Annotated in this window: 21 protein-coding genes; 5 read left to right on the top strand and 16 right to left on the bottom strand. The window is 68.5% G+C overall.

The window, feature by feature from the left end:
- Positions 1-46: 46 nt before the first annotated feature.
- Positions 47-406 carry a hypothetical protein gene (locus tag GO308_RS01355; protein WP_240883595.1) on the bottom strand — a complete coding sequence of 120 codons (360 nt, stop codon included), beginning with the start codon at positions 404-406 and terminating at the stop codon, positions 47-49.
- Between the two features lie 116 nt (positions 407-522).
- Here GO308_RS01355 and GO308_RS01350 point away from each other — a divergent pair, with 116 nt between their 5' ends.
- The 3 genes from GO308_RS01350 to GO308_RS01340 all read left to right on the top strand — a co-directional run bounded on the left by GO308_RS01350 (position 523) and on the right by GO308_RS01340 (position 2,574).
- The gene (locus GO308_RS01350; protein WP_066480404.1) at positions 523-945 is read left to right on the top strand and encodes an EVE domain-containing protein; all 423 of its coding nucleotides are present in this window, start codon (positions 523-525) and stop codon (positions 943-945) included.
- Positions 946-1,078: 133 nt separating this feature from the next.
- A complete protein-coding gene (locus GO308_RS01345) occupies positions 1,079-2,149 on the top strand; it encodes a S8 family peptidase (protein ID WP_066480402.1) in 1,071 nt (356 codons plus the stop codon).
- Positions 2,150-2,163: 14 nt separating this feature from the next.
- The gene (locus tag GO308_RS01340; protein WP_066551221.1) at positions 2,164-2,574 is read left to right on the top strand and encodes a hypothetical protein; all 411 of its coding nucleotides are present in this window, start codon (positions 2,164-2,166) and stop codon (positions 2,572-2,574) included.
- 6 nt (positions 2,575-2,580) lie between these two features.
- On the opposite strand, the gene typA is transcribed toward GO308_RS01340, so the two are convergent.
- Complete coding sequence (gene typA, locus GO308_RS01335) at positions 2,581-4,401, bottom strand: translational GTPase TypA (RefSeq protein WP_240883594.1); 1,821 nt, start codon at positions 4,399-4,401, stop codon at positions 2,581-2,583.
- A gap of 165 nt (positions 4,402-4,566) precedes the next feature.
- Between typA and GO308_RS01330 the strand changes: the two genes are divergently transcribed.
- Together GO308_RS01330 and GO308_RS01325 are read left to right on the top strand one after the other, a co-directional pair.
- Entirely contained in the window at positions 4,567-5,766 is a 1,200-nt protein-coding gene (locus tag GO308_RS01330; protein WP_066551217.1) for a toxic anion resistance protein, read from the top strand.
- A gap of 19 nt (positions 5,767-5,785) precedes the next feature.
- Positions 5,786-6,496 carry a hypothetical protein gene (locus tag GO308_RS01325; RefSeq protein WP_066673140.1) on the top strand — a complete coding sequence of 237 codons (711 nt, stop codon included), beginning with the start codon at positions 5,786-5,788 and terminating at the stop codon, positions 6,494-6,496.
- A 298-nt stretch (positions 6,497-6,794) separates the two neighbouring features.
- Here the strand turns inward: GO308_RS01325 and GO308_RS01320 are convergent, their stop codons facing one another.
- The 14 genes from GO308_RS01320 to murG form a co-directional block, all read right to left on the bottom strand.
- Complete coding sequence (locus GO308_RS01320; RefSeq protein WP_066480397.1) at positions 6,795-7,520, bottom strand: SPOR domain-containing protein; 726 nt, start codon at positions 7,518-7,520, stop codon at positions 6,795-6,797.
- The gene (gene argS / locus GO308_RS01315) at positions 7,517-9,247 is read right to left on the bottom strand and encodes an arginine--tRNA ligase (protein WP_240883593.1); all 1,731 of its coding nucleotides are present in this window, start codon (positions 9,245-9,247) and stop codon (positions 7,517-7,519) included. Before argS ends, GO308_RS01320 begins: the two co-directional genes overlap by 4 nt.
- Positions 9,248-9,328: 81 nt before the next feature.
- Complete coding sequence (gene rarD, locus GO308_RS01310; protein ID WP_240883592.1) at positions 9,329-10,267, bottom strand: EamA family transporter RarD; 939 nt, start codon at positions 10,265-10,267, stop codon at positions 9,329-9,331.
- A 75-nt stretch (positions 10,268-10,342) separates the two neighbouring features.
- On the bottom strand, positions 10,343-11,497 hold the full coding sequence (locus GO308_RS01305) for a DUF1501 domain-containing protein (RefSeq protein WP_240883591.1): 1,155 nt from the start codon (positions 11,495-11,497) through the stop codon (positions 10,343-10,345).
- 4 nt (positions 11,498-11,501) lie between these two features.
- Positions 11,502-12,980: a DUF1800 domain-containing protein gene (locus tag GO308_RS01300; RefSeq protein WP_240883590.1), complete on the bottom strand. Its 1,479-nt coding sequence runs from the start codon at positions 12,978-12,980 to the stop codon at positions 11,502-11,504.
- Between the two features lie 100 nt (positions 12,981-13,080).
- Positions 13,081-14,247, bottom strand: a complete 1,167-nt coding sequence (locus GO308_RS01295) for a deoxyguanosinetriphosphate triphosphohydrolase (RefSeq protein ID WP_240883589.1) — start codon at positions 14,245-14,247, stop codon at positions 13,081-13,083.
- Entirely contained in the window at positions 14,244-16,034 is a 1,791-nt protein-coding gene (locus GO308_RS01290; protein ID WP_240883588.1) for an SPOR domain-containing protein, read from the bottom strand. The genes GO308_RS01295 and GO308_RS01290 overlap by 4 nt, the downstream gene beginning before the upstream one ends.
- A 122-nt stretch (positions 16,035-16,156) precedes the next feature.
- A complete protein-coding gene (ftsZ, locus tag GO308_RS01285) occupies positions 16,157-17,650 on the bottom strand; it encodes a cell division protein FtsZ (protein WP_066480390.1) in 1,494 nt (497 codons plus the stop codon).
- 110 nt (positions 17,651-17,760) lie between these two features.
- Entirely contained in the window at positions 17,761-19,020 is a 1,260-nt protein-coding gene (gene ftsA, locus GO308_RS01280) for a cell division protein FtsA (protein WP_066480389.1), read from the bottom strand.
- 44 nt (positions 19,021-19,064) lie between these two features.
- Positions 19,065-19,961, bottom strand: coding sequence for a cell division protein FtsQ/DivIB (locus tag GO308_RS01275; protein WP_240883587.1), 897 nt, complete (start codon positions 19,959-19,961; stop codon positions 19,065-19,067).
- Positions 19,958-20,902 carry a D-alanine--D-alanine ligase gene (locus GO308_RS01270; RefSeq protein ID WP_240883586.1) on the bottom strand — a complete coding sequence of 315 codons (945 nt, stop codon included), beginning with the start codon at positions 20,900-20,902 and terminating at the stop codon, positions 19,958-19,960. The genes GO308_RS01275 and GO308_RS01270 overlap by 4 nt, the downstream gene beginning before the upstream one ends.
- A gap of 40 nt (positions 20,903-20,942) precedes the next feature.
- Complete coding sequence (gene murB / locus GO308_RS01265; protein ID WP_240885183.1) at positions 20,943-21,824, bottom strand: UDP-N-acetylmuramate dehydrogenase; 882 nt, start codon at positions 21,822-21,824, stop codon at positions 20,943-20,945.
- 215 nt (positions 21,825-22,039) lie between these two features.
- A complete protein-coding gene (gene murC / locus GO308_RS01260; protein ID WP_066549055.1) occupies positions 22,040-23,464 on the bottom strand; it encodes a UDP-N-acetylmuramate--L-alanine ligase in 1,425 nt (474 codons plus the stop codon).
- Entirely contained in the window at positions 23,461-24,612 is a 1,152-nt protein-coding gene (gene murG / locus GO308_RS01255; protein ID WP_240883585.1) for an undecaprenyldiphospho-muramoylpentapeptide beta-N-acetylglucosaminyltransferase, read from the bottom strand. The genes murC and murG overlap by 4 nt, the downstream gene beginning before the upstream one ends.
- Position 24,613 lies beyond the last annotated feature (1 nt).

The raw sequence follows: 24,613 nt of genomic DNA, 5'->3' as shown, positions 1-24,613 counted from the left end.
GATATTGCGACCGTGGCGCGCGCGTCGGCAACGCCACGGTCAGTTGTCAGCAATAGCGCACACGCACGCGCCGGCCGAGATAGGGATCATAGACGCGTCGAACCCTGCAATCGTCATAATAGCGGCGCGGCGGACCCCAGTAACCGCGGCGCGGATAGACGTAGCGCGGGCCATAAAAGCGGGGGCCCGGGCGATCGTAATAGTAATAATCGTCGTCATAATAGCGGTCGCGGTCGCTCGCGATCGCCGCGCCGATGGCGATACCGGCGATCCCCGCGATCGCCGCCGCGGCGGCGGCATCGTCACGGTCGCGATAATAGCGCCGGGCCTCCGCCGGTACCGCGACGGCAAGCGTCGTCGCCGCCAATGCGGTGCCGAGGCCGAGCTTGGTCAAAAGCGCGTTCATCTCCACCTCCTCAGGGCCAGGGATGGCATCGGCCACCCATTGCCGGCAGTATCGCCGGGCAAAGCTGAACCCTGGCCGAACCCGTTGTTCAGAAACGACGAAAGGAGCGCGCGCCAATGGCCTATTGGCTGATGAAGTCCGAACCCGACACCTATGGCTGGGACGACCTGGTCCGTGACGGCGAAACCCGCTGGGACGGGGTGCGCAACAATGCCGCGCGGCTGCACCTGCGCGCGATGCAGCCGGGGGACCAGGCGTTCTTCTACCACTCCGGCGGGGACAAGGCGGTGGTCGGCATCATGGAGGTGAGCGGCGGGCCGCATCCGGACCCTGCCGACGCGGATTGGGTCGCGGTGATGGTGCGCCCGATCCGCCCGGTCACCCCGCCGGTCACGCTGGCACGGATGAAGGCGGCGGCGGGGTTGGCCGACATGGCGATGCTGCGCCAGTCGCGGCTTTCGGTGTCCCCCGTCACGCCCGCGCAATGGGCGCTGATCATGGCGCTCGACACCAGTGATACATCCAAAAGTGTTGTATAAACAGCAATTTACACCAAGCCCAGCTTGACGCGCGTCATGAACAGGCGGAGCATTCGTCCGGGTCCAACAAAAAATGGGGTCGCGTCACATGCAAGGTCAAACACTCCTCGTTGCGTCGATTATCGGATGCACCATGCTCGCCACGCCTGCGCTGGCGAAACGCGGCGAACCGATCGAAGACCAGTATATCTGCGTCTTCGACAAGTCGGTGGCCAAGTCGAATGTCGCGAAGGAAGCGAGTCGCGCCGTGAAGGCGCAGGGCGGCAAGCTGAAACATGTCTATTTCTCCGCGATGCAGGGCTTCACGGTGAACCTGCCCGCCCAGGCGGTGGAGCGGATGAAGGCGTTTGACCGCACGATCGCCTATTGCGAGCAGGACCGCGTCGTCACCATCCCGGAGGACGAGGCCCAGGCAACGGCGCAGCCCGGCGGCAGCACCATCCAGGCCACCCAGACCGTGCCGTGGGGCATCACGCGCGTCGGCGGCGGCGCGATCACCTCGGGCGCAACCGCATGGGTGCTCGATTCCGGCATCGACCTCGATCACCCCGACCTGAACGTCGATGTGACGCGCAGCGCCAGCTTCGTCGGCGATCCGTCGCCCAATGACGGGAACGGCCACGGTACCCATGTCGCGGGCACGATCGCGGCATGCAACAACGGCATTGGCGTGGTGGGCGTCGCGCCCTGCACCCGGGTGGTGGCGGTGCGTGTCCTCGACAGCAGCGGCCGGGGGTCCAATTCCGGCATCATCGCCGGCATCGACTATGTGGCTGCCAATGGCCGGCCTGGCGACATCGCCAATATGAGCCTGGGCGGCGGCGCGTCGAGTGCGCTCGACGCCGCGGTCATCAACGCGGCGTCGACGGGCGTGCGCTTCGTCCTCGCGGCGGGCAACTCGGCGGTCAACGCGGCGACGACCAGCCCCGCCCGCGCCAATGGGCCCAACGTCTTCACCGTATCGGCGTTCGACCGCAACGGCCGGTTCGCGACCTTCTCCAATTTCGGCAATCCGCCGATCGACGTGGCGGAGCCGGGGGTGTCGATCCCATCGACATATCTGAACGGCGGTTACGCCACGCTTTCGGGCACGTCGATGGCGGCACCGCATTTGTCCGGGCTGCTCCTGATCGGCTCGGTGCGCAACGGCGGCAGGGTCACCAACGATCCCGATGGCATCCCCGATATCATCGGGGTGCGCTGATCGCGCCGATGCCGATGACCGGTGACGCCCCTGTGCCCAGGGGTCCGAGCCGCGTCGAGGCGGTCGAACTGGTCTTTGTCTACAACGCGCCCGACGGCGTGATCGCGGCGCTGGGCGACATGATCCACAAGATCGTGTCGCCCAGCACCTATCCCTGTTCGCTGTGCGCGGTGACCTATGGCGCGTTCACGATGCGCCCGGCCTGGCGCACGTATCTGCGCACCCTGCCCTGTCCCGCCCGCTTCTATCACCGCGACGGCTTTCGTCGCGACTGGCCGGCGATCGACGCCGCATTGCCCGCCGTCTTCCTCAGACGCGCCGGCACGCTCCGCCTGCTGCTCGACAGGGCGACGCTCGACGCGCAGCGCGATGTCGATCAGCTGATCGTGACCCTGAACGCGGCGCTTGCCCGCGCCTTCGCCTGAACGCCGTCAGGCCGCCTTGGCGCGGCTGGCGCGCTTGCGCTCGTGCGGATCGAGGTGGAGCTTGCGCAGCCGGATCGACTTGGGCGTCACCTCAACGAGCTCGTCATCGTCGATATAGGCGATCGCCTGTTCGAGCGTCATCTTCTTGGGCGGGGTCAGCCGGATCGCATCGTCCTTGCCGCCACTCGCGCGGAAGTTGGTCAGCTGCTTCGCCTTCATCGGGTTGACCTCCAGGTCATCCGTCTTGGCGTTCTCGCCGATGATCATGCCCTCGTACAGCGCCTCGCCATGCCCGACGAACAGGATGCCGCGCTCTTCCAGGGGCCCTAGCGCATAGGCCTGGGCCTCGCCCGCGCCGTTGGAGATGAGCACGCCGTTCTTGCGGCCTTCGATATTGCCCTTGTGCGGCCCGTATTTCTCGAACAGCCGGTTCATGATGCCGGTGCCGCGCGTGTCGGACAGGAACTCGCCGTGATAGCCGATCAGGCCGCGGCTGGGCGCGGAGAAGGTGATGCGGATCTTGCCGCCGCCCGACGGGCGCATGTCGGTCATCTCGGCCTTGCGCAGGTTCATCTTCTCGACGACCGTGCCCGAATATTCCTCGTCCACGTCGATGACGACGGTTTCATAGGGTTCGGTCCGGTTGCCGGCCTCGTCGGTGCCGAACAGCACGCGCGGGCGGCTGATGCCGAGTTCGAAGCCCTCGCGGCGCATCGTCTCAATCAGCACGCCGAGCTGAAGCTCGCCGCGCCCGGCGACTTCGAAACTGTCGCGGTCGGCCGACTCGGTCACCTTGATCGCGACGTTGGACTCGGCCTCGCGGAACAGGCGGTCGCGGATCATGCGCGAGGTGACCTTGGTGCCCTCGCGCCCCGCCATCGGCGAATCGTTGACCGCGAAGCGCATCGACAGCGTCGGCGGATCGATCGGCTGCGCCTGCAGCGGTTCGGTGACGCTGGGGTCACAGATGGTGTTGGCGACCGTCGCGGTGGTCAGCCCGGCCAGGCTGATGATGTCGCCGGCCTGCGCCTCGTCGGTCGGCACGCGCTCCAGCCCGCGAAAGGTCATCAGCTTCGACGCGCGGCCGGTCTCGACCACGTTGCCGTCGGCATCGAGCGCGTGGATCGGCATGTTGGTCTTGATCGAGCCCGAAAAGACGAGGCCGGTCAGGATGCGGCCGAGGAAATTGTCGCGGTCGAGCAACGTCACCAGGAACTTGAACGGGCCGTCGGGGTCGGCCGACGGCGGCGGGACGTGATCGACGATCTTGTTGAACAGCGGCGCCAGCGTGCCCTCGCGCAGGCTCGGGTCCTCGTTGGCATAGCCGTTGCGGCCCGACGCGTAGAGCACCGGGAAATCGAGCTGCTCGTCGCTTGCCTCCAGGCTGACGAACAGGTCGAACACTTCGTCCAGCACTTCCTGGATCCGCTCGTCGGGACGGTCGATCTTGTTCACGACGACGATGGGCCTGAGCCCCAGCGCCAGCGCCTTGCCGGTCACGAACTTGGTCTGCGGCATCGCGCCTTCGGATGAATCGACCAGCAGGATGACGCCGTCGACCATGCTCAGGATGCGTTCCACCTCGCCGCCGAAATCGGCGTGGCCGGGGGTATCGACGATGTTGATCCGCGTGCCCTGCCAATCGACCGAGGTGCATTTGGCCAGGATCGTGATCCCGCGTTCCTTTTCGAGGTCGTTCGAGTCCATCGCCCGCTCCTCGACCCGCTGATTGTCGCGGAAGGTGCCGGACTGGCGGAAAAGCTGGTCGACGAGCGTGGTCTTGCCATGATCGACGTGGGCGATGATCGCCACGTTGCGGAGATTCATTTCAGTTCCCGATGTGCGGAGGTGGTGCGTGCGCGCGCTTAGCGGATTTTGTGCGACAGCGAAAGGGGAGCGGTCGCACGTCATGGCGTATTAGTCTTGCAATACACTTGAAGCGCCACCAAATCCCGGTCAATGTCCACGCGACACAGGGTTTTGGAGGGACGAATGGCCACGCAGACCGCGACCGAGGAAGCGACATTGACGCTGACCCCGCCCGCCCCGGTGCCCACGGTCGCGCCGGAAAAGGCCGCGGGGCTGGTGCCGGTCGACGAAGCCAAGAAGTCCGAGCTGGAAACCCGCGTCGACACCTTCATCGACGACCTGCTGGCCCAGGACGTCAACTCGCCCGAATTCGGCAAGCGCGTCGATGCGATCGCGGCGATGGGTCAGAAGGAAATCCGCGACGCCGCCGGCCAGTCCAACCGCTTCCTCGACCGCCCGGTCCGCGCCATGGACCAGGAAACCGGCGTCGGATCCGACCTCGCCGAACTGCGCCGGACCATCGAGGACCTCGATCCGGGCCGCAAGGGCGACCTGACCGCGCCGCAGCGGTTGTTCGGCATCATCCCGTTCGGCAACAAGCTGCGCAATTATTTCGACAGCTACAAATCCGCCCAGACGCACATCGCCTCGATCCTGAAATCGCTCCAGTCGGGCAAGGACGAGCTGCTGATGGACAATGCCGCGATCGACGTCGAGCGGCAGAATCTGTGGGCGGCGATGGGTCGCCTCGAGCAGATGATCCACATCTCCAAGACGATGGACCAGAAGCTGGAGGATCGCGCCAACGAACTGGATCACAGCGATCCAGCCAAGGCCAAGGCGGTCCGCGAAACCGCGCTCTTCTATGTCCGCCAGCGAACCCAGGACCTGCTGACCCAGATGGCGGTGACGGTGCAGGGCTATCTGGCGCTCGATCTGGTCAAGAAGAACAATGTCGAACTGGTCAAGGGCGTCGACCGCGCCAGCACGACGACGGTCGCGGCCCTGCGCACCGCCGTCACGGTCGCGCAGGCGATGACCAACCAGAAGCTGGTGCTCGAACAGATCACCCAGCTCAACACCACCACCGCCAACATCATCGATTCGACTGGCAAGCTGTTGAAAAGCCAGACCGCGACGATCCATGAACAGGCCGCCGCATCGACCCTGCCGGTCGAGACGCTGCAGCGCGCGTTTCAGAATATCTATGACACGATGGACGCGATCGACACGTTCAAGCTGAAGGCGCTCGACAGCATGAAGACCACGGTCAACACCCTGTCGAACGAGGTCGAGAAGTCAAAGGGCTACATCGCCCGTGCCGAGGGTGCCGCGCAGAATTCGGGCAGCGGCGGCGAAACCTTCAAGCTTGAGGCGGTTTGATCCGGAGATGAACCCCGACATGACCGACGTCGACCGCCAGATCGCCCGATCGAGCGAGTATCTCGACCGCACCCGCGGCCGGTATCGCGACGCCCGCGGCCGCGCGCGGCGACGCCGCGAGGGCGAGATCCTGCGCCGGCTGGGCCGGATCGCGGCCGCCGATATCGCGATCCTGATCGCGGCGGTCGCGATCGGCTGGTTCGTGCCGCTCGGGCTGGGCGGTGCACTGGCGGTGATGGCGCTGCTGATCGCCGCGACTTTGTTCTTCGCGATCTTCCCGGTCGTCGTCCCGCCCTCGCCCGAGAAACTGGCGCAGGTGCCGTTGAAGGCACTGCCGCTGCAGACCGAGCAATGGCTGGAAACCCAGCGGCTCGCCCTGCCCGCCCCGGCGGTGCCGCTGATCGATCAGATCGGGCTGAAGTTGGAGACGCTTGCCCCCCAGCTCGTCACGCTCGACGAGGCCGCCCCGGCGGCAGCGGAGGTGCGCAAGCTGGTCGGCGAGCAGCTGCCCGAGCTGATCAAGGGCTATGCCCAGGTTCCGCAGCCGCTGCGCACCGTCGAACGCCACGGCCGCACCCCCAATGATCAGCTGGTCGAGGGGCTCAGGCTGATCGATACCGAGATCGCCCAGATGACCGCACAGCTCGCCGAAGGCCAGCTCGACCAGCTCGCGACGCGCGAACGCTATCTGCAGATCCGCTATCGCGGCGATGACGAGGTCGGCGGGTAAGGTTTTGCCGTCCAGGCTCCACGGGCACCGATCCGCCCGCAGCACAGCACTCCGCCATGCGCCGGCGCGTCCGGACCCCGGATCAAGTCGGGGGTGACGAGGGCGTCGTTGGAGCGCGCGTCAATCTAACGTCATCATGCCCTATGTGACCAAGGACGGAACGCATTATTCCCGCCGCCCGTCATGCCGGACTTGATCCGGCATCCATACGCGACGCTCCTGACCCTCGCACCGACGGTGACGACCGACCGGTCTGACGCTGGGATCACGCATCGCGTGACAGGGCGGTCGGGCTTGCTCAGCCCGGAATGAAGCAGGGTTCGCCAGCAACCTTGAGCTTGGCGCAGATCTCGCCCGCCTGCGTGGCGCTGCCCGCGTTGACGCGCAGGCGATAGACGGTGCGCCCCTTCACCTCGGCCTGCTGCACCGACTTGCCGAGCGGCGCGAGATAGCCGAAGCGCGCCGACAGGGATTGCCACGCCGCGTTGGCGGTCGCCTCGCTGGGGAAGGAGCCGAGCTGGACGACCGACCCGCCGCCCGACATCGGCACGCTGCGCAGCGCCGGCGCCGGCAACGACTTGGGGGACAGGCTTCCGGCGGTCCGCGGCACCTCGGTCACGACACGCGCCGTCGGGGTGGCACCGGGGGTCGGGCCTGCCTTGGGCGCGGGGCGACCCGCGACCGGGGCTTCGGGGACCGCGCCCAGATTGACCGACCCATTGGCGGCATCGCCCGCGCTGGTTGCGAACACCGTGTCGCCGTCGCCGTCGACCTTCATGCCGCCCGGATCGTCGGGCTTGACCTTGTAATCGCCCTTTTCCGCCTGGATCAGCGCGCCGCCGCCGTCGGTGGTGCGCTGGCGCTGCAGCGCCATGCCGGCATAGACGATCGCGGCGACCAACGCGGCGATCGCGACGATGATCAGCGCCAGCCGCCAGACGGGCGCGCGCGGCGGTTCACCTTCCTCGACCGATTCGAGCCAGGGCAGTCTGTCCTCGGCCTCCTCGATCGTCTGGTCGGTCATCCACTCATCTCCTCGACCGCCTTCACCCCCATGATGGCAAGGCCGTTCTTGATGACTTGCCCGATCGCGTCGGCCAGGAAAAGCCGCGCGCACGTCACCACTGCGTCATTTTGGATCAGAAAGCGCCGATCGGGATCGTCGTTGCCGCGGTTCCACAGCGCATGGAACTCGGCCGCCAGATCGTAGAGATAAAAGGCGATCCGGTGGGGTTCGCGGGCCAGCGCCGCGCCTTCCACCACGCGCGGGAACTGCGCGGCGCGCTTCACCAGCCCGAGCTCGTCCGTATCAAGCCGGGACAGGTCGGCGTCACCGCACGCGATCCCCGCCTCCGCCGCACGCCGGTGCAGCGAATGGACGCGGGCGTGCGCGTACTGGACGTAGAAGACCGGATTGTCCTTCGACGCCTCGACCACCTTGGCAAAGTCGAAATCCATCTGGGCGTCCGACTTGCGGGTCAGCATCGTGAAGCGCACCACGTCCTTGCCGACCTCGTTCACGACATCGGCCAGCGTGACGAAATTGCCGGCGCGCTTCGACATCTTGACCGGCTCGCCGCCGCGCAGCAGCCGGACCATCTGGACGAGCTTGACGTCGAAGCGCGTCTTGCCCTCGGTCAGCGCGGCGACGGCGGCCTGGATACGCTTGACCGTGCCGGCATGGTCCGCGCCCCAGATGTCGATCAACTGATCCGCCGACTGGCTCTTCTGGAAATGATAGGCGAGGTCGGCACCAAAATAGGTCCACTGCCCGTTCGACTTGCGGATCGGCCGGTCCTGATCGTCGCCGAACCGGGTCGACCGGAACAGCGGCAGCTCGACCGGCTCCCAGTCCTCGGGCGTCTCGCCCTTGGGGGCTTCCAGGACACCGTCATAGACGAGGTCGCGTTCGCGCAACCATGCTTCCGCCGCTTCGGGCTTGCCGGCCGCCTGCACCTCGGCTTCCGACGCGAACAGGTCGTGATGAATACCGAGCAGCGCCAGGTCGGCGCGGATCATCTCCAGCATCGCCGCGACCGCTTCCTTGCGGAACAGCGCCAGCCATTCGCGCTCGGGCCGGTCGACAAAGGCGGTGCCATGCTCGGCCGCCAGATGCGCGCCGACCGGCTTCAGATAGTCGCCGGGGTACAGCCCCTCGGGAATGGTGCCGATATCCTCGCCCAGCGCCTCGCGGTAGCGCAGATGCGCCGAGCGGGCGAGCACGTCGACCTGACCGCCCGCATCGTTGACATAATATTCCCGGATCACCCTGTGCCCGGCAAATTCGAGCAGGCTGGCGAGCGCGTCGCCGACCACCGCCCCCCGGCAATGCCCCATGTGCATCGGGCCGGTCGGGTTGGCGGAGACATATTCGATGTTGACCGTCGTGCCCGCACCCATCGTCGAGCGGCCATAGTCGCCGCCCGCCGCGTGGATCGCAGCCAGTTCGCCCCGCCAGGTGTCGTCGGTCAGCGTCAGGTTGATGAAGCCCGGGCCGGCGACCGACACGCTCGCGACTTCGTCCAGCACCGCCAGCCGCGCGACGATCAGCTCGGCCAGCGCACGCGGATTTGTGCCGGCGGGCTTCGCCAGCACCATCGCGGCATTGGTCGCGAGATCGCCATGCGTGGCGTCGCGCGGCGGCTCGACCGTCACGTTGCGGCGGTCGAGCCCGGCGAGCAGCTGACCGGCGGCAACCAGGGCGTCGAGCGCCGCGTCAAGATGCGCGGCAAAGCGGGTATAGAGCGTCATCGGTGGTTCCATGTTCGGGAAGTGGGTCCGCTTACCGGATCGGCGCGCCGGGTTGAAGCCCGTTCGCGGTCGGGGCGGGGTTCAGGCGCGCGCGGCGGCCGCGCGCTCGCGTCGCAGGCGCAGCGACCCCATGACCCCGCTGCCGGCATAAACGAACAGCCCGGTCCAGATCAGCGCGAAGCACAGGATATAGTCGGCGGTCAGCGTTTCGCCCAGCAAGGTGACGGCCAGCACGAACTGGATCGTCGGGCCGATATACTGCAGCAGCCCGACCGTCGAATAGGGCAGCCGCTTGGTCGCGGCGGCGAACAGCAGCAGCGGCACCGCCGTGACGATGCCCGATCCGATCATCAGTGCGCTTTCACCCGCGTCCCGCCCGATCGCCAGCGCACCCGACTGGGCCAGCAAGATCAGATAGCCGAGCGCGATCGGCGCCAGGATCAGCGTTTCCACCAACAGGCCTTCCAGCGCATCGACCGGCGCAATCTTGCGCACCATGCCGTAGAAGCCGAACGCCAGCGCGAGCGTCAGGCTGATCCACAGCGCGGTGCCGGCACCGACCGCCAGGATGGCGACGCCGGCCGTCGCCAGCGCGACCGCCACCATCTGCGCGCGATTCAACCGTTCACGAAACGCGACCATGCCCAGCACGACATTGACCAGCGGGTTGAGATAATAGCCCAGGCTGCTGGCGAGGACGTGCCCGTTCTGCACCGACCAGATATAGGTCAGCCAGTTGACCGAGATGAAGGCGGCGCTGAGCGTGAGCAGGCCCATCACGCGCGGATTGGCGATCGCCGCACGCAACTGGCGCCAGCGCCCGGCAATCGCGACGACCGCCAGCAGCGCGACGACCGAAAACAGGATGCGGTGCGCGACGATCTCGCCCGGTCCCACTGCCTTGAGCAGCAGGAAATAGAGCGGCAGAAAGCCCCACAGCAGATAGGCCGAGATGGCCTGGATCAGGCCCGTGCGGCGGACCGCCGGCGCGGCGGGGTCGAGAGTCGGAGCCTGGGCCATGGTGGCACCGCACCTATCGGACGGCCCGACGAGCGTCAAAGCAACTTGCGTTGCGCCGCAACAACAATAGCTGCGTCAGGCGCGGATCAGACCCTCTACCGGCCGGACGCCGCGCGAATCCGGGAACATCGTCGCCAGCGAGCGGGCGGGGTCGATCGCAAAATGCGCGCTCACCGCCCCGGCAATCAGCGCGTCGAGCGCCATTGTCGGGCGCAGGTCGCGTCGGTCGAGCAGTGCGGGCGCGCCAAGCCCCGGCCAATCGGTGATGACGCGGCCACCGTTCACCGCACCGCCGGCCAGCAAGGCCGCCGACGCGGTGCCATGGTCGGTGCCCTGGGTGCCGTTGAGCGCAACGGTGCGGCCGAACTCGGTCGCGACGAGGACCAGCGTGTTCGCCCAATGCGCCCCCAGCCCGTCTTTCAATGCGCCGATCATGGCGTCCAGCCCGCGCAGCTGCGCCGCCATCCGCCCGCGCTGCTGGGCATGCGTGTCCCAGCCGCCGGTTTCGATCATCGCGATCCGCGCGCCATTGTCGGCCGCGAGCAGCTTGGCGGCCAGCCCCCCGGTCGCGGCGGCGCTGCGGCCATTGTCCGCCGCCATGTCGCCGGTGATCGCCCGCGTGGCGGTCGCCTGTTCCCACAGGCCGTGCAGCTGCGCGTCATCGGCATAGAGCATCGCGACGCGCGCCAGCAGATCATCCGACGCATCGGGCAACTGCGACGGCGCATAGCTTGCGACTTCCGCTGGCCCGCGCAGCGCCATCGGCACGGTGGCGGCAATCGCGATCGCCTGGCGCTGGCCCTCGGGCAAGAGCGTCAGCAGCCGGTTCATCCAGCCGTCCTTGCGCGCATAGGCAGCGGTGCCGCCGGTTTCGAGGATGTTCTGGCCATCGAAATGCGACCGATCGCGATACGGCGAGGCGACCGCGTGCGCGACCAGTGCCTCGCCGCCCGTATAGAGCGCGTGCAGGCCGGACAGCGCCGGATGCAGCCGGAACATGCCGTCCAGCTTCGGCGCGCTCGCGACATCCTCGGCCAGCACGCCGCGTGCGCTGGCGAAGGCCGGATCGCCGACCGGTGCGGCGATGTGCAGGCCATCCGCCGCCCCGCGCTGGATGATGAAGACGAAGCGGCGGTCGGTCGCCGCGGCGGCGAGCGCCATGCGCGGCGCAACGATCAGCGCGCCGGCGGCCATGCCCCCGGCCAGCATCATGGAACGACGATCGATCATCGCGCTATCTCCTCAGGAACTCGGGCGAAACCAGCAGCAACGCGATCGCCTGGGCGGGGCTTTCGGCGCGCGCGATGGCGCTTCCGGTCGACGCGCTCAGGCTGCCGGGAAACAGCGCGGCCGCGAGCGCGCGGGCATCGCCCTCGCCGCGCATCCGGGCGGCGAACGCCTGCGCGGCCTCCACCCGACGCATCAGCGCGTCCGGCCCCGCCCAGCTCGCCGCGACATCGTCGAACCCCGCCGGCGAGCCCGGTCGCCAGATCGGCTGGCCAAGCTGGTTCAGCAGGTTGGCGGTGGCGAGCGGGTTGGCCGGGGGCGGCCCGCCGACCGCGCGCGCCGCGGCCACCGACCAGTCCCATGGCGTGCGGAACTTCGTCGCGCTCGGCGCCCAGGGCTCGGGTGCCTCGACGAGCGCGCGATAGACGCTCGGCAGGTCGCCGCCCGACTCCAGGAATGCCCGTTCCAGCCGCGCGACCAGAGCGGGCGGCGGATCGTCGGCGCAAAAGTGGCGGGCGAGCTTGGTCGCGATGTGCCGCGCCGTGCGCGGATGGGTGGCAAGGTCGCGCAGCACGGCGGCCGCCTGACCCTCGCCCCCCGCCGCATAGCGCCGGCCCAGGATGGTGCGGTCGCCCGGCTGATGGATGGTGTCAACGTACTGAAAACTTCCCGGCGGACCCGCCTGGCGGAGGAAGCGCGCCGCCGCCGCGCCGCGCGCCAGCCCTGCCACCGTCCAGCCGGTCAAGGCGCGGGCGAACTCGGTAACATCGCCCTGGTCATAGCCGCCATCGACGCCGAGCGTATGCAGCTCGAGGATTTCGCGCGCCAGATTCTCGTTCAGCCCGACCGGGCGATTGGCCCGCGCGCGGATCCGGCTGCCCAGCGGGCTGTCCGGCCCGATCGACTGGGCCTGGTCGAGATAAAGCAGCATCGCCGGATGCCGCTCAACCGCGTTCAGCATATCGGCGAACTTGCCCAGCACATGCGGACGGATCGCGTCGAATTCGAGCTGCCCGGCCAGCCCCACCACCACCTGCTTGTCGGCGGACACCGCGAAGTGATTGGCCCAGAAATGCACCAGCCGCTCGACGAACGGGCTCTCGCTCGCCACTGCGGCCACCATGCGCGCATGCGCAGCGCCGGCATAGAATTCGCGCCGCTGGCGACGGCCGAATTGCTGAACGGCACGCAATGCCTCGGGGCGCTCGGCACGCAACGCGCCGGGGGTCGCCGGATCTGCCATCGCGGGCGCGTCCGCGGCGCCGCCCGACGCGCGCATCTCACGCCGCAGGCCGCGCAGCTCGGCCAGATAATCGGCGATGTCGGTCGCGATTTCGGTGGTCGCGGGCAACGCCGCGATCGGCGCGGGACGCGGCGCATAACGGGCGAATTGCTCGATCAGCCACGCGCGCGGGCGCGCCGGCGCGGCCTGTCCCGCGGTGCCACCCAGCCCGAAACGGTTGAGTGCGACTGCTGCCTCGGTCACGTGCCGTTTCTCCATTCGCTGCCGACCGGGGGCAAGCTAAGGCACAGCTGTCGCAAAACTGTGTCAGCGCCGCGCCGGATTTGTCGCGGACCTTTGCGGCTCAGAACCCGTCGGGCAGATCGACCGGGCCGACCAGTTCGCGATAGCGCGCGATGGCGTAGCGATCGGTCATGCCGCTGATGAAATCGGCGATGTGGCGGCTGCGCTGCGGTTCCTCCGCCGGCAACCGATCGGCCCAGCCCGGCGCCATGCGTGCGGGGTCGGCATCATAGGCCGCGAAAAGCCCGGCGATGATGCGCCGCGCCGCCGCTGCTGCGTCGAGCTGGGCCGGATGATGATAGAGATTGGCGTACATGAAGCGTTTGAGCTCGCGCTCGTCCTGGCGCATCGCGTCTGAAAATCCGGCGAGGCAGCCGCCCGCCGCGCGGACATCCTCGACGCCCGCCACGCCCGCGGCGGCGACGCGCGCCCTGGTTTCGGCGATCACGTCGTTGACCATCGCACCGATCTGGCTGCGGATCAGCTCGCCGACGAGCAGCGCGGGCGGATAGTCGCGGAACTGCGCGCGGACCCGGTCCCAGCCGCGCGCGATGACCGGGACGGCCAGGATCTGGTCGAACCCCAGCAGCCCGGCGCGCAGGCCATCGTCGATGTCGTGATTGTCGTAGGCGATGTCGTCGGCGATCGCGGCGACCTGCGCCTCCAGCGACGGCCAGTGGTCGAGATCGAGAGGAAACGCGGCGTCGGCCGCGCGCAGCGCCCATTGCGGATCGGCCACCGGCCCGTTGTGCTTGGCCAGCCCCTCCAGCGTCTCCCAGCTGAGGTTGAGCCCGCGCCAGCGCGGATAGGGGCTGTCGATATGCGTCAGCGCGCGCAGCGTCTGGCCGTTGTGATCGAACCCGCCATGCGCGGCCAGTGCCTCGCGCAGCGCATCCTCGCCGGCATGGCCGAACGGCGGGTGGCCGATGTCGTGCGCGAGGCAAAGGGCTTCGGTCAGGTCCTCGTTGAGGCCGAGCGCGCGGGCGATGGTCCGCCCGATCTGTGCCACTTCCAGGCTGTGGGTCAGGCGAACCCGGAAATGGTCGCCATCAGGGGCCATGAACACCTGAGTCTTGTGGCGCAGGCGGCGGAAGCTGATCGAATGGATGATCCGATCGCGATCGCGCTGGAAATCGTCGCGCGGTCCGCGCTCGCCCCCCTTTTGTTCCGGGTGGAGCCGTCCTCTGCTGCGCGCCGGGTCCGATGCCCAGGGCGCGCATACGCTCATCGCGCGCGCAGGCGCTCGATCTTCTGCCCCGCCTCGCTTTGCCACGCAAAGGCCGACAGGCCGGATTTGCCCAACTGGTTCACGAATGCCTGCGCCTCGCTCGCGGTGCGGAACGGCCCCGCCAGCAGCCGATTGGTCGCGCGCAGCGGCGTTGTCCAGCCCTGCTTGCCCTTGAACAGATCGGGCGCCGTTTTCGCCAGCTTCTCCCACACCTTGGGCAGGTCGCTCTTGTTCGCGCCGCCCGCAACCTGGACCCAATGACGCGCCGGTTCCAGCTTGGCGGGATCCGGCTTTGCCGGCGCGGGTTTGACCGGCGGGGTTCGGGGTCGCGCGATGGCGGGGCGCGACGCGGCCGTGGGACCCGATGCCTTTGGGGCTGCCGGTGACGGATCAGCGACCGTCGTCGCGGTTGCCGCACCGTCGGTCAGGCGCTGGACGATCGCACCCAGAATTGCGCGGTTGTCCGCCGAAATGGCCGCCGCACCCGCACCCGCAGCCGTCGCAGGCGGTGGCGGTGGCGCGGCGTCGCGCGCCGCCGGCACCGGTGCCGCAACCGCCGCAAGCGGGCGCGATGCGATCTCGACCGGTGCAGGCCCAGCTGCGGGTGCAGACGGCACATCCGTGGCGACCTGGGCCACGGCGACCTGCGCCGGCGCGGCAGCCGGCACGGAAGTCGCCTCATTCGGCGCAGGGGTGCCGACGCGCACGGTAAAGGGCGGGGCCACCCGCGCAGGCACGGGCGCACGCGCGACGGTCGCGCTGCCACGCCGCTGCAGCGTCCCCGCAATCGAGCCCTTGGCCGACGGCGCGGCGGCAGTCAGCGCCGAGGATGCCCGCGGCCGGGTGGGCAGCTCCGGCGCCGCCTCCTCGGGCACGGCACCCGCATCGCGCCGGGTGCGGCGCGGATCGACAGCGCGCGGCCGCCGGCTGCGCGCCTCCGCCACTTCGGTTCCGGTTTCGCGCGCGGCGCGTCGTGTATCGGCAGGCTCGATGCCGGGAATGGGCGGCGCCATCGCCGCATCGGCCAGCCGTGCCGGTGACGCGGTCAGCTCACCGAAATGCACCGCGAACGCGCGCCCGCTCGCGTCGAGCGACGCCAGCCTGCCAAAGAAGGGTGACATGCTGGGGCCGAAACCGGGCAACAGCCCGGCGGCGATCCGCTCGGCCTGGGCAACGTCACCGTTGATGGCGAGCACGAACGCACGCGCCCGCCATGCGGCGCGATCGTTCTGGCGCAGCAGGGGATCGAGCAGGCGCGCGGATTCCGCCACGTCCCCGCTGATCCCCAGCGACAGCGCCAGGCGGCGCGTGACCTCCGGATCGGCGCGCTCGCGCAATGCCAGGCGATAATCGCGCTGCGCCAGCGCGGGATAGCCCAACAGGTCATAGGCGAGCCCGCGTTGCGCGGCCATGCGCGCCAACGGGTATCCCGCGCGCTCCGCCGCCTGGAACAGCCGCAGCGCCTCACCGGGTCGTTCGAGCGCGGTCAGCGCCGCCGCGCGTCCCGCGATCAGCCGCGCATTACCCGGTGCGATCGCATCGCCGCGGCTGAAGAAGCCAAGCGCCGCGGCCGGATCGCCGAGCAGCACGCTCAATTCGCCGGCCTCCGCCAGCGCATCGAGATCGTCGGGATTGCGGGCGAGCACGCGCATCTGGTCGGCCAGCCGATCGGCATTGGGCGTCGCACGCGGGGCAAGCTGCGCAAGCGCGCCCGGTACCGATACCGGCGCAGCGACTAGCATGGCGAGCAACAGGATCGACAACCGGGGCGCTACGGGGAAGGTCATGGGCAGGAAACGGAACTGCCGCCCCACGCCTGAACCCGCGCTGACCATGCGCCGATCAGGACGAGGCCGGCGACCGGCTGCCCCGTCACCGCGACGGATGCGGCCGGCCGACCCGCTGGTGCCTATTGATTGTTCTGGCGGTGCAGGAAGCGCGGGATGTCGAGCGAGTCATTGCCCTCATCGCTGCTGCGCGCCGCACTGCGGCCGGCATTCGCCATCCGCTCGAACAGCGTGCCGCCCGATTTGCGCGGCGCTTCCGCCGATGCGGAGGGGAGCGGCGCCGCCGCTTCCTCGCCGTCGGTCAGCCAGCGCCGGGTCGACATCGGGCGCGGTGCCGGGGTCCCGTCATCGACCTCGGTCTCGGAACCGAGCACGAGCTCGTCATCGGGAGTGTCCATCCCGGCGACCGCATCATCCTCGAACCGGATCGGCTCGGCCGTCGCATCGACGGTGGCCTCCGGCTCGTCGCCGGATGGCTCATCATTGGACATGACCGGCGCGGACAGTTCGAGCGGCTCGTCCTCGACTTCGGGCGTCTGGGCGACGGGCGCCGGCGCTTCCTCGGTCATCGGAACCAGCCCAGGGCGGCGCTGGGTGGCGAAGGAGAAGACGCGCGTCGGCTCGACGACCGGCGCGACCGGCTGGCGCGCCTCCGCCTCGATGCCGGTGGCGACCACCGAGACGCGGATCTTGCCCTCGAGCTCCGGATTGAACGCCGAACCCCAGATAATGTTCGCATCCTCGTCGACCAGCTCGCGGATGTGGTTGGCGGCTTCGTCGACTTCGAGCAGGCGCATGTCCTCGCCGCCGGTGATCGAGACGATCACGCCCTTGGCACCGTTCAGCGACACGCCGTCGAGCAGCGGGTTGGCGATCGCCTTTTGCGCGGCTTCGATGGCGCGATTGTCGCCCTCGGCCTCGCCGGTGCCCATCATCGCCTTGCCCATTTCCTGCATCACCGAACGAACGTCGGCGAAGTCGAGGTTGATGAGGCCGGGCATGACCATCAGGTCGGTAATGCCGCGCACGCCCTGCTGCAGCACTTCGTCCGCCATTTCGAACGCCTGCTTGAACGTCGTATTGGCGTTGGCGATCAGAAACAGATTCTGGTTGGGAATGACGATCAGCGTGTCGACGTACTTCTGAAGCTCTTCGATGCCGGCCTCGGCCGACTTGGAGCGGCGCTTGCCCTCAAAGGCAAAGGGCTTGGTCACGACACCGACGGTCAGGATGCCCATGTCGCGCGCGGCCTTGGCAATGACCGGCGCCGCTCCCGTGCCGGTGCCGCCGCCCATGCCGGCGGCGAGGAAGCACATATGGCTACCCTCCAGCGCCTTCTGGACCTGCTCGATCGTCTCCTCGGCGGCCGCGCGCCCGATTTCGGGCCGCGAACCTGCGCCCAGGCCCTGGGTGATCTTCGCGCCCAGCTGGATGCGCTGCTGCGCGACCGACTGCTTCAGCGCCTGCGCATCGGTGTTGGCGACCAGGAAATCGACGCCCTGCACGTCCGACCGGATCATGTTGGCGATCGCGTTGCCACCGGCACCGCCGACCCCGATCACCGAGATACGCGGGGTCAATTCACCGACATCGTCCATCAGAAACTCGATTCCCATTTCAATTCTCCCCGCGGCTTCCCCAGAGCGCGAAAATCCCAACTCGACCGTCGTTGTGCACCATCTAAACCAGCGACTCTAGCCCGAATGCGCGGCCCTGACGCATTTGTTTAATAATTTGTTCGGAACGCGGTAATCAGCCTTCCGATCAATGCCTTGGTGGTCGGGCGCGTCACCAGCTGCTGTGCCGGCTCGATCGCGCGCAGATCGATGGGGTCGGCCGCCGCGAACATCGCCAGACCCGCTAACGTCGCGAAGCCGGGGCCGCCATGCGCTTCGGGCAGGGCGGTCAATCCGCGCGGCCGTCCGACGCGGACCGCGCTGCCGAGCGCCTGCTGCGCATAATCGGCAATGCCCTTCAGTTCCGCACCGCCGCCGGTCAGCACGATCTGGCGGCCGACCGGATCCTCGAACCCCAGCCGCTTTAGCTCCTTGCGGATTTCGACCATCAGCCGGTCGAGCCGCTGGCGGATCACCGCGATCAGCTGCGCGCGCGTGATCCGGGTGCCTTCGGCTTCGTCGTCCGACGCGATCGGCGCGACGTCGAGCATGTCGTGATTATCGCGCGGGCTGGCATTGGCCGACCCGTAGAAGCATTTCAGGCGCTCGGCCTGGGCGCGGTTGGTGCCAAAGGCGGATGCGATGTCGTCGGTGATATCGGCGGCACCCAGCGGGATCGAGGCGAGCCCGGTCAGCACCCCGTGCGAGAAGACCGAGACGTTGGTGATGCCGGCACCGATTTCGACAAGCGCCACGCCGAGTTCGCGCTCCTCCTGGCTGATACAGGCAAGCCCAGTGGCAACGGGCGCCGCGACGATCGACTTCACGTTCAGATGTGCCGAGCGCACGCACAGGTCGAGGTTGCGGACCGGCGATCCCTCGGTGGCGACGACATGGATCTCGACCCCCAGCCGGTCGGCGTGCAGCCCCAGCGGATCGGGCACGCCGGTCAGCCCGTCGAGCGTGTAGCGCATCGGATGCGCGTGCAGCACCATGCGCTGGCCGGGGTCGACCGCGTTGCGCCCGGCCTTCAGCAGCGCGTCGATATCGCCCTGTTCGACCCGGTGCCCGCCCAGGTCGCTTTCCAGCCGCACGATGTCGGAAACCAGGTTGCCCGCCGAAAAGCTGACCCAGACATGTTCGATATTGGTGCCGGCAATGCGTTCGGCCTGTTCGACCGCCTCGCGCACCGCAGTCTCGGTCGCGCGCATGTCGGCGATATAGCCGCGCTTGACGCCACGGCTCTCGCGCTGGCCGGTGCCGAGCACCAGCAGCTCGCCGCCATCCAGCTTCTGCGCGATCAGTGCCGAGATCTTGGACGATCCGATATCGAGCGCGGTGATCAGTCCGTCCGGTTGCGCCTTCGCCATTTACTCCACCCCTTGTCTACACGGACCGACGACGCGGCGCGCCGTCATAGCCCCTCCCCGTCGATCGTCTGCGCCAGATTGCCGCCCGACAGGCGCACGACCAGCTTCTTCGGATCGCGCATGTCGAAGCGGCGATAGCCGCGACCGAGCAGCCCCTGCGTCCCGTCGATCTCCGCGAACTTGATCAGCGCGGCGCGCGCAGTCTCCTCACCTTCGGGCAGCACCAGTTCCTCGCCGCTTTCAAAGGTCAGGTTCCAGCGCCGGTCCCCGACCCACGTCGCGGCCTTGACCAGCGGCTTGAGCGCCGGCGTCGCGTCGATCAGTGCCTCATAGGCCGGGGCCTTGGCGTTGGCACCCTCGCCGATCACCAGGGGCAGCTCGGGCATCGCCGACGGCAGCACCGGTTCGAGCAGCACGCCCGCCATGTCGATCAGCATCAGCTGGCCGTCATGCTGCCACACCGCCGCCGGCTTGCGCTCGACGATCTCGATCACGATGCGGTCGGGCAGGCGGCGCGACACGCGCGCTTCCTCGATCCAGCCATATTCGAGCAGCCGGTCGCGCACTTGGTTGAGATCGACGAGCGGCATCGCGCGCGATTGCTGGTCGAGCGCGGCCGCATAGACCGAATTGCGGTCCATCCGCTTCAAGCCGATGATGTCGATTTCCTTGACCCGGAATCCGGCCTCGCCGATCCCCTCGGCCATCGCCACGCCGATCGCGCCGGGAATGCCGGCCCAGCTCGCCGCGGCGAGCAACAGCGCGCAGACGCCGCCGGTGATCGACCACGCCGCCAGCCGGCGCGCGGTGTGCTCGCCACCGGGCAGCACCGCGACCGCGTGGTCGAGCACGCCGGCACGGCGCGGCCGCTTCGCCTGGGGCTTGCGCTTCAGCTGCTGGGTGCGCTTGGGGCTCGCGCGGCGCGTCGCGGTGCGGGTCATGCGGGCTCCATTTCGGGGTCGGCCATCGCCGCGTCGACGATGCGCTGAACCAGTTCGGGATAACTAATCCCCATGTGCCGCGCCTGTTCGGGCACCAGGCTCAAGGGCGTCATGCCGGGCTGGGTGTTGACCTCGAGCAGGAACAGCCCCTCGACGCCGCGCTGGTCGTCCCAGCGGAAATCGGAACGCGACGCGCCGCGACAGCCGAGCCGCTTGTGCGCCTCGATCGCGATCGCGCGGCACGCCGCGGTGATCTCGTCGGGAATTTCGGCGGGAAAGACGTGCTCGGTCAGCCCGTCGGTATATTTGGCGTCATAATCGTAGAAGCCGCTCTTGGGCTTCAACTCGGTCACGCCCAGCGCCGCGTCGCCCAGCACCGCGGTGGTCAGTTCGCGCCCGCGAATGAACGGCTCGGCAAGCAGTTCGTCGAATTCCTGCCACGGGCCGGCGGCGTCGCGGCTGATCGGATTGCCGAAATTGCCTTCATCGGTCACGATCGCGACGCCGACCGATGAGCCTTCATTGACGGGTTTGAGCACATAGGGGCGTGGCAGCGGATCGCGCTCGTAAAGCTCAGCAGACTTGACGATGCGCCCGCCCGGCATCGGGATACCGAACGGCACCAGCGCCTGCTTGGTCAGCACCTTGTCGATGGCGATGACCGAGGTGACCATGCCCGAATGGGTGTAGCGCAACCCCATCAGGTCGAGCATCCCCTGCACCGACCCGTCCTCGCCCGGCGTGCCGTGCAGCGCGTTGAAGACGAGATCGGGCCTTGCCTCGCTCAGGCGCAGCGCGACGTGGCGATCCATGTCGATGCGGGTGACGCGATGGCCCAGCTGCTCCAGCGCCTCGGCAATGCCCGCGCCCGACATCAGCGACACCTCACGCTCCGCCGACCAGCCGCCCATCAGGACGGCGATGTGGAGAGGGGTAGTCAATTGATCCTCCCCGGCACGGGGAGGAGCTGAGTCCACGCGGTCACTTCGCCACCCCCACGCGCTGAATCTCCCACTCCAGTTCGACGCCCGACTGCGCTTTCACCCGTGCGCGGACTTCCTCGCCTAGCGCCTCGATGTCGGCGCTGGTGGCGGTGCCGGTGTTGATGAGGAAATTGGTGTGCTTCTCGCTCACTTGCGCGCCGCCGATGGTCAACCCGCGACAGCCCGCCGCATCAACCAATGCCCAGGCCTTGTGCCCGTCAGGGTTCTTGAAGGTCGATCCGCCGGTCTTGCTGCGCAGCGGCTGCGACGCCTCACGCGCGGCGGCGATGCGGTCCATCTCTGCCTGGATCGCCGCCGGATCGCCGGGTTCGCCGCGAAAAGTGGCCCCGACCACCACCGCGCCATCGGGCAATTCGCTGTGGCGATAGGTGTAGCCGAGCGCCGCGCGATCGAGCGTGCGCCGCTCGCCGGAGCGCAGCACGATGTCGCACTCGACCAGGATGTCGGCAGTCTCGCGACCATAGGCGCCACCGTTCATCCGCACGAAGCCGCCGACCGTGCCGGGGATCGAGCGCAGGAATTCAAGTCCGGCAATCCCCGCGTCGCGCGCGGTGGACGACACCAGGATGCCCGACGCCCCGGCGCCGCAGCGCAGCGTCGTCGCATCCAGCCGCTCGACGGTGGCGAACGGCTTGCCCAGCCGGATCACGACGCCCGGCCAGCCGCCATCACGGATGATCAGGTTGGAACCGAGGCCAAGCGCCAGGACCGGGATGGCCGGATCGAGATCAGCCAGGAACTGCGCGAGGTCATCGGCATCTGCGGGCTCGTACAACCACCGCGCCGCCCCGCCCGATTTGAACCAGACGAGGGGTGCCAGCGGCGCCTGCGCGGTCAGCTTGCCGCGCACGGCGGATATACTCCCGCCCGCGGGAGGGGGTTGGGGTGTGGGAATTCGTCCGTCCGGATCAGGCCCTCCCCCGAACCCTCCCGCTCGCGGAAGGGGGGAAGGAGCCTCTGCCGCTTGTAAAGACTCACCGTTCGTTTCGAGCGAAGTCGAGAAACGCGGTCCGGGCGCACGTTTCTCGACTTCGCTCGAAACGAACGGGGTTTCTGGGGAAGAGGTGCGGATAGTCATCCCCGCGCCGCCTCAATCGCATGGGCCAGCCCGGCCGCCCACTTCGTAATGTCGCCCGCGCCCAGGCAGACGATCAGGTCACCCGGCTCGACCACGCGCGCCAGCTCCGCCGCGAGTGCATCGGCATCCGCGACCGCCGCGACCGCGTGGTGCCCGCGCCGCTGCACCGCCTCGACCAACGCTTCGGCGCTGACGCCCTCGACCGGCGCTTCGCCGGCGGCATAGACCGGCGTCACCAGCACGCGGTCGGCGTCGTTGAACGCCTGCGCGAACTCCTCCATCAGATTGCCGAGCCGCGAATAGCGGTGCGGCTGGCACACCGCGATCACGCGCGCGACCGCGCTTTCGCGCGCCGCGGACAGGACCGCGCGGATCTCGACCGGGTGGTGGCCGTAATCGTCGATCACCAGCGCCGGCGGCTGACCCGCGCCGAACGCCACTTCGCCCACCTTGGTGAAGCGCCGCTTGACGCCACCGAAATTGGCGAAGCCACGCTGGATCGTCGCATCGTCGACGCCCAGCTCCAGCGCGACGCCGACCGCCGCCAGCGCGTTCTGGACGTTGTGGCGGCCCGGCATCGGCAGGTCGATGCCCTCGATCGAGCGGGTGGTGCCGTCACGGTGGCGGATGATCGCTTCGAACCGGTTGCCGCCCGGATAAGGTGTGACGTTGACGCCGCGCACGTCCGATTGCGCGGAGAAGCCATAGGTGACGATGCGCCGGTCGCGCACTTTGGGAATGATCGCCTGCACCTCGGGATGGTCGAGGCACAGCAGCGCCGCGCCGTAAAAGGGCACGTTCTCGACAAACTCGACATAGGCGTCCTTCACCGCCTCGAACGAGCCGTAATGGTCGAGATGCTCGGGATCGATGTTGGTCACGACCGCGATCGTGCCATCGAGGCGCAGGAAGCTGCCGTCGCTCTCGTCCGCTTCGACCACCATCCAGTCGCTCGCGCCAAGTCGGGCGTTGCTGCCATAGCTGTTGATGATGCCGCCATTGATGACGGTCGGATCGACCCCGCCCGCATCCAGCAGCGCGGCGATCATGCTGGTTGTCGTCGTCTTGCCGTGGGTACCCGCGACCGCGACGGTGGATTTGAGCCGCATCAGCTCCGCCAGCATCTCGGCGCGGCGCACCACCGGAATGCGGCGGTTGAGCGCGGCCTCCACTTCCGGGTTGCCGCGCTGGATCGCGGTCGAGGTGACGACCACCGCGGCGTCGCCCAGATTGTCGGCATGGTGGCCGATCGTCACCGGGATGCCGCGGTCGCGCAGCCCCTGGACGACATAGCCCTCGGCCACGTCCGACCCCTGCACCTGATAGCCGAGATTCTTCATCACTTCGGCAATGCCCGACATGCCGATGCCGCCGATGCCGACGAAATGGATCGTGCCGATGTCGGTCGCGACTCCTCTCATGCGTAGGCTTCCCGGCTGCGGTTGGCGGACGGCGCCGGGCCGATCGGGGCGAGCGGCGCATGGACGCGCTCGACGAGGTCGGCGAGGTCGCGGGTGGCATCAGGTCGGCCGACGCTTCGCGCGCGGGCGGCGGCATTCTCAAGCCCCTTGGGGTCAAGGCCCAGCCGCTGCATCTGCTTGGCCAGCTCGCGCGCGGTGAACAAGCGCTGGGGAATGGTACGCGCGCCACCCGCTTCGGTGATCTCGCGCGCGTTGGCGGTCTGGTGATCGTCGGTGGCACTCGGCAGCGGCACCAGGATCGCCGGACGCCCGGCCGCGGTCAGCTCGGCGATCGTCGACGCACCCGCGCGCGCAATGACGATGTGCGCCCAGGCGAGCCGGTCGGGCAGGTCGGGCAGATAGGTCGCGACTTCGGCCGGGATCGCGTGCTCGGCATATTTGGCGCGCACCTTGTCGATGTCCTCGATCCGCACCTGGTGCGTTACCTGCATCCGGCGGCGGAAATGGATGGGCAGCATCGCCAGCCCATCGGCGACGACTTCGCTCAGGATGGACGCGCCCTGGCTGCCGCCGGTCACCAGCACGCGGAAAATCCCTTCCTCGTCCAGGTGCGGAAAGGGGCGCATCCGCAGCGCCGCGACCGCTTCGCGCACCGGATTGCCGACCAGGCGCACCTTGTCGAGATGCGCGGGCTTCAGCCGTTCGGTGTCGGGATAGGACGTCGCGATCGCATCGACACGCCCGGCGACCAGCCGATTGACGCGGCCGAGCACGGCGTTCTGTTCGTGGATGACGGTCGGGATGCCGCGGTTGAACGCGGCGAGCAATGCCGGGAAGGCCGGGTAGCCGCCGAAACCGACCACGGCGGAGGGTTCGACCTCGCGATAGAGGCGGATCGCCTGGGCGCGGCCCTTCATCATCTGCGACGCCGCACGCGCATAGCCGATCGGACCGCCGCCCAGCCTTCCTGCGGGCAGGACATGCGTATCGATGCCGTCGAACAATCCGGGAAAGCGCACGCCGCGCGCGTCGCTGACCAGCGAAACGCGATGGCCGCGCCGGATCAGCTCGGCCGCGAGCGCGGCGGCGGGCACCATGTGCCCGCCCGTGCCGCCCGCCGCCATGATGTAATGCCGCTTGGTCGTCATC

Source organism: Sphingomonas sp. SFZ2018-12, from assembly GCF_022496715.1.
Classification (GTDB): Bacteria; Pseudomonadota; Alphaproteobacteria; order Sphingomonadales; family Sphingomonadaceae; genus Sphingomonas.
The sequence above is the reverse complement of the archived record's forward strand: the minus strand, read 5'-3'. Positions and strand labels throughout refer to the sequence as shown.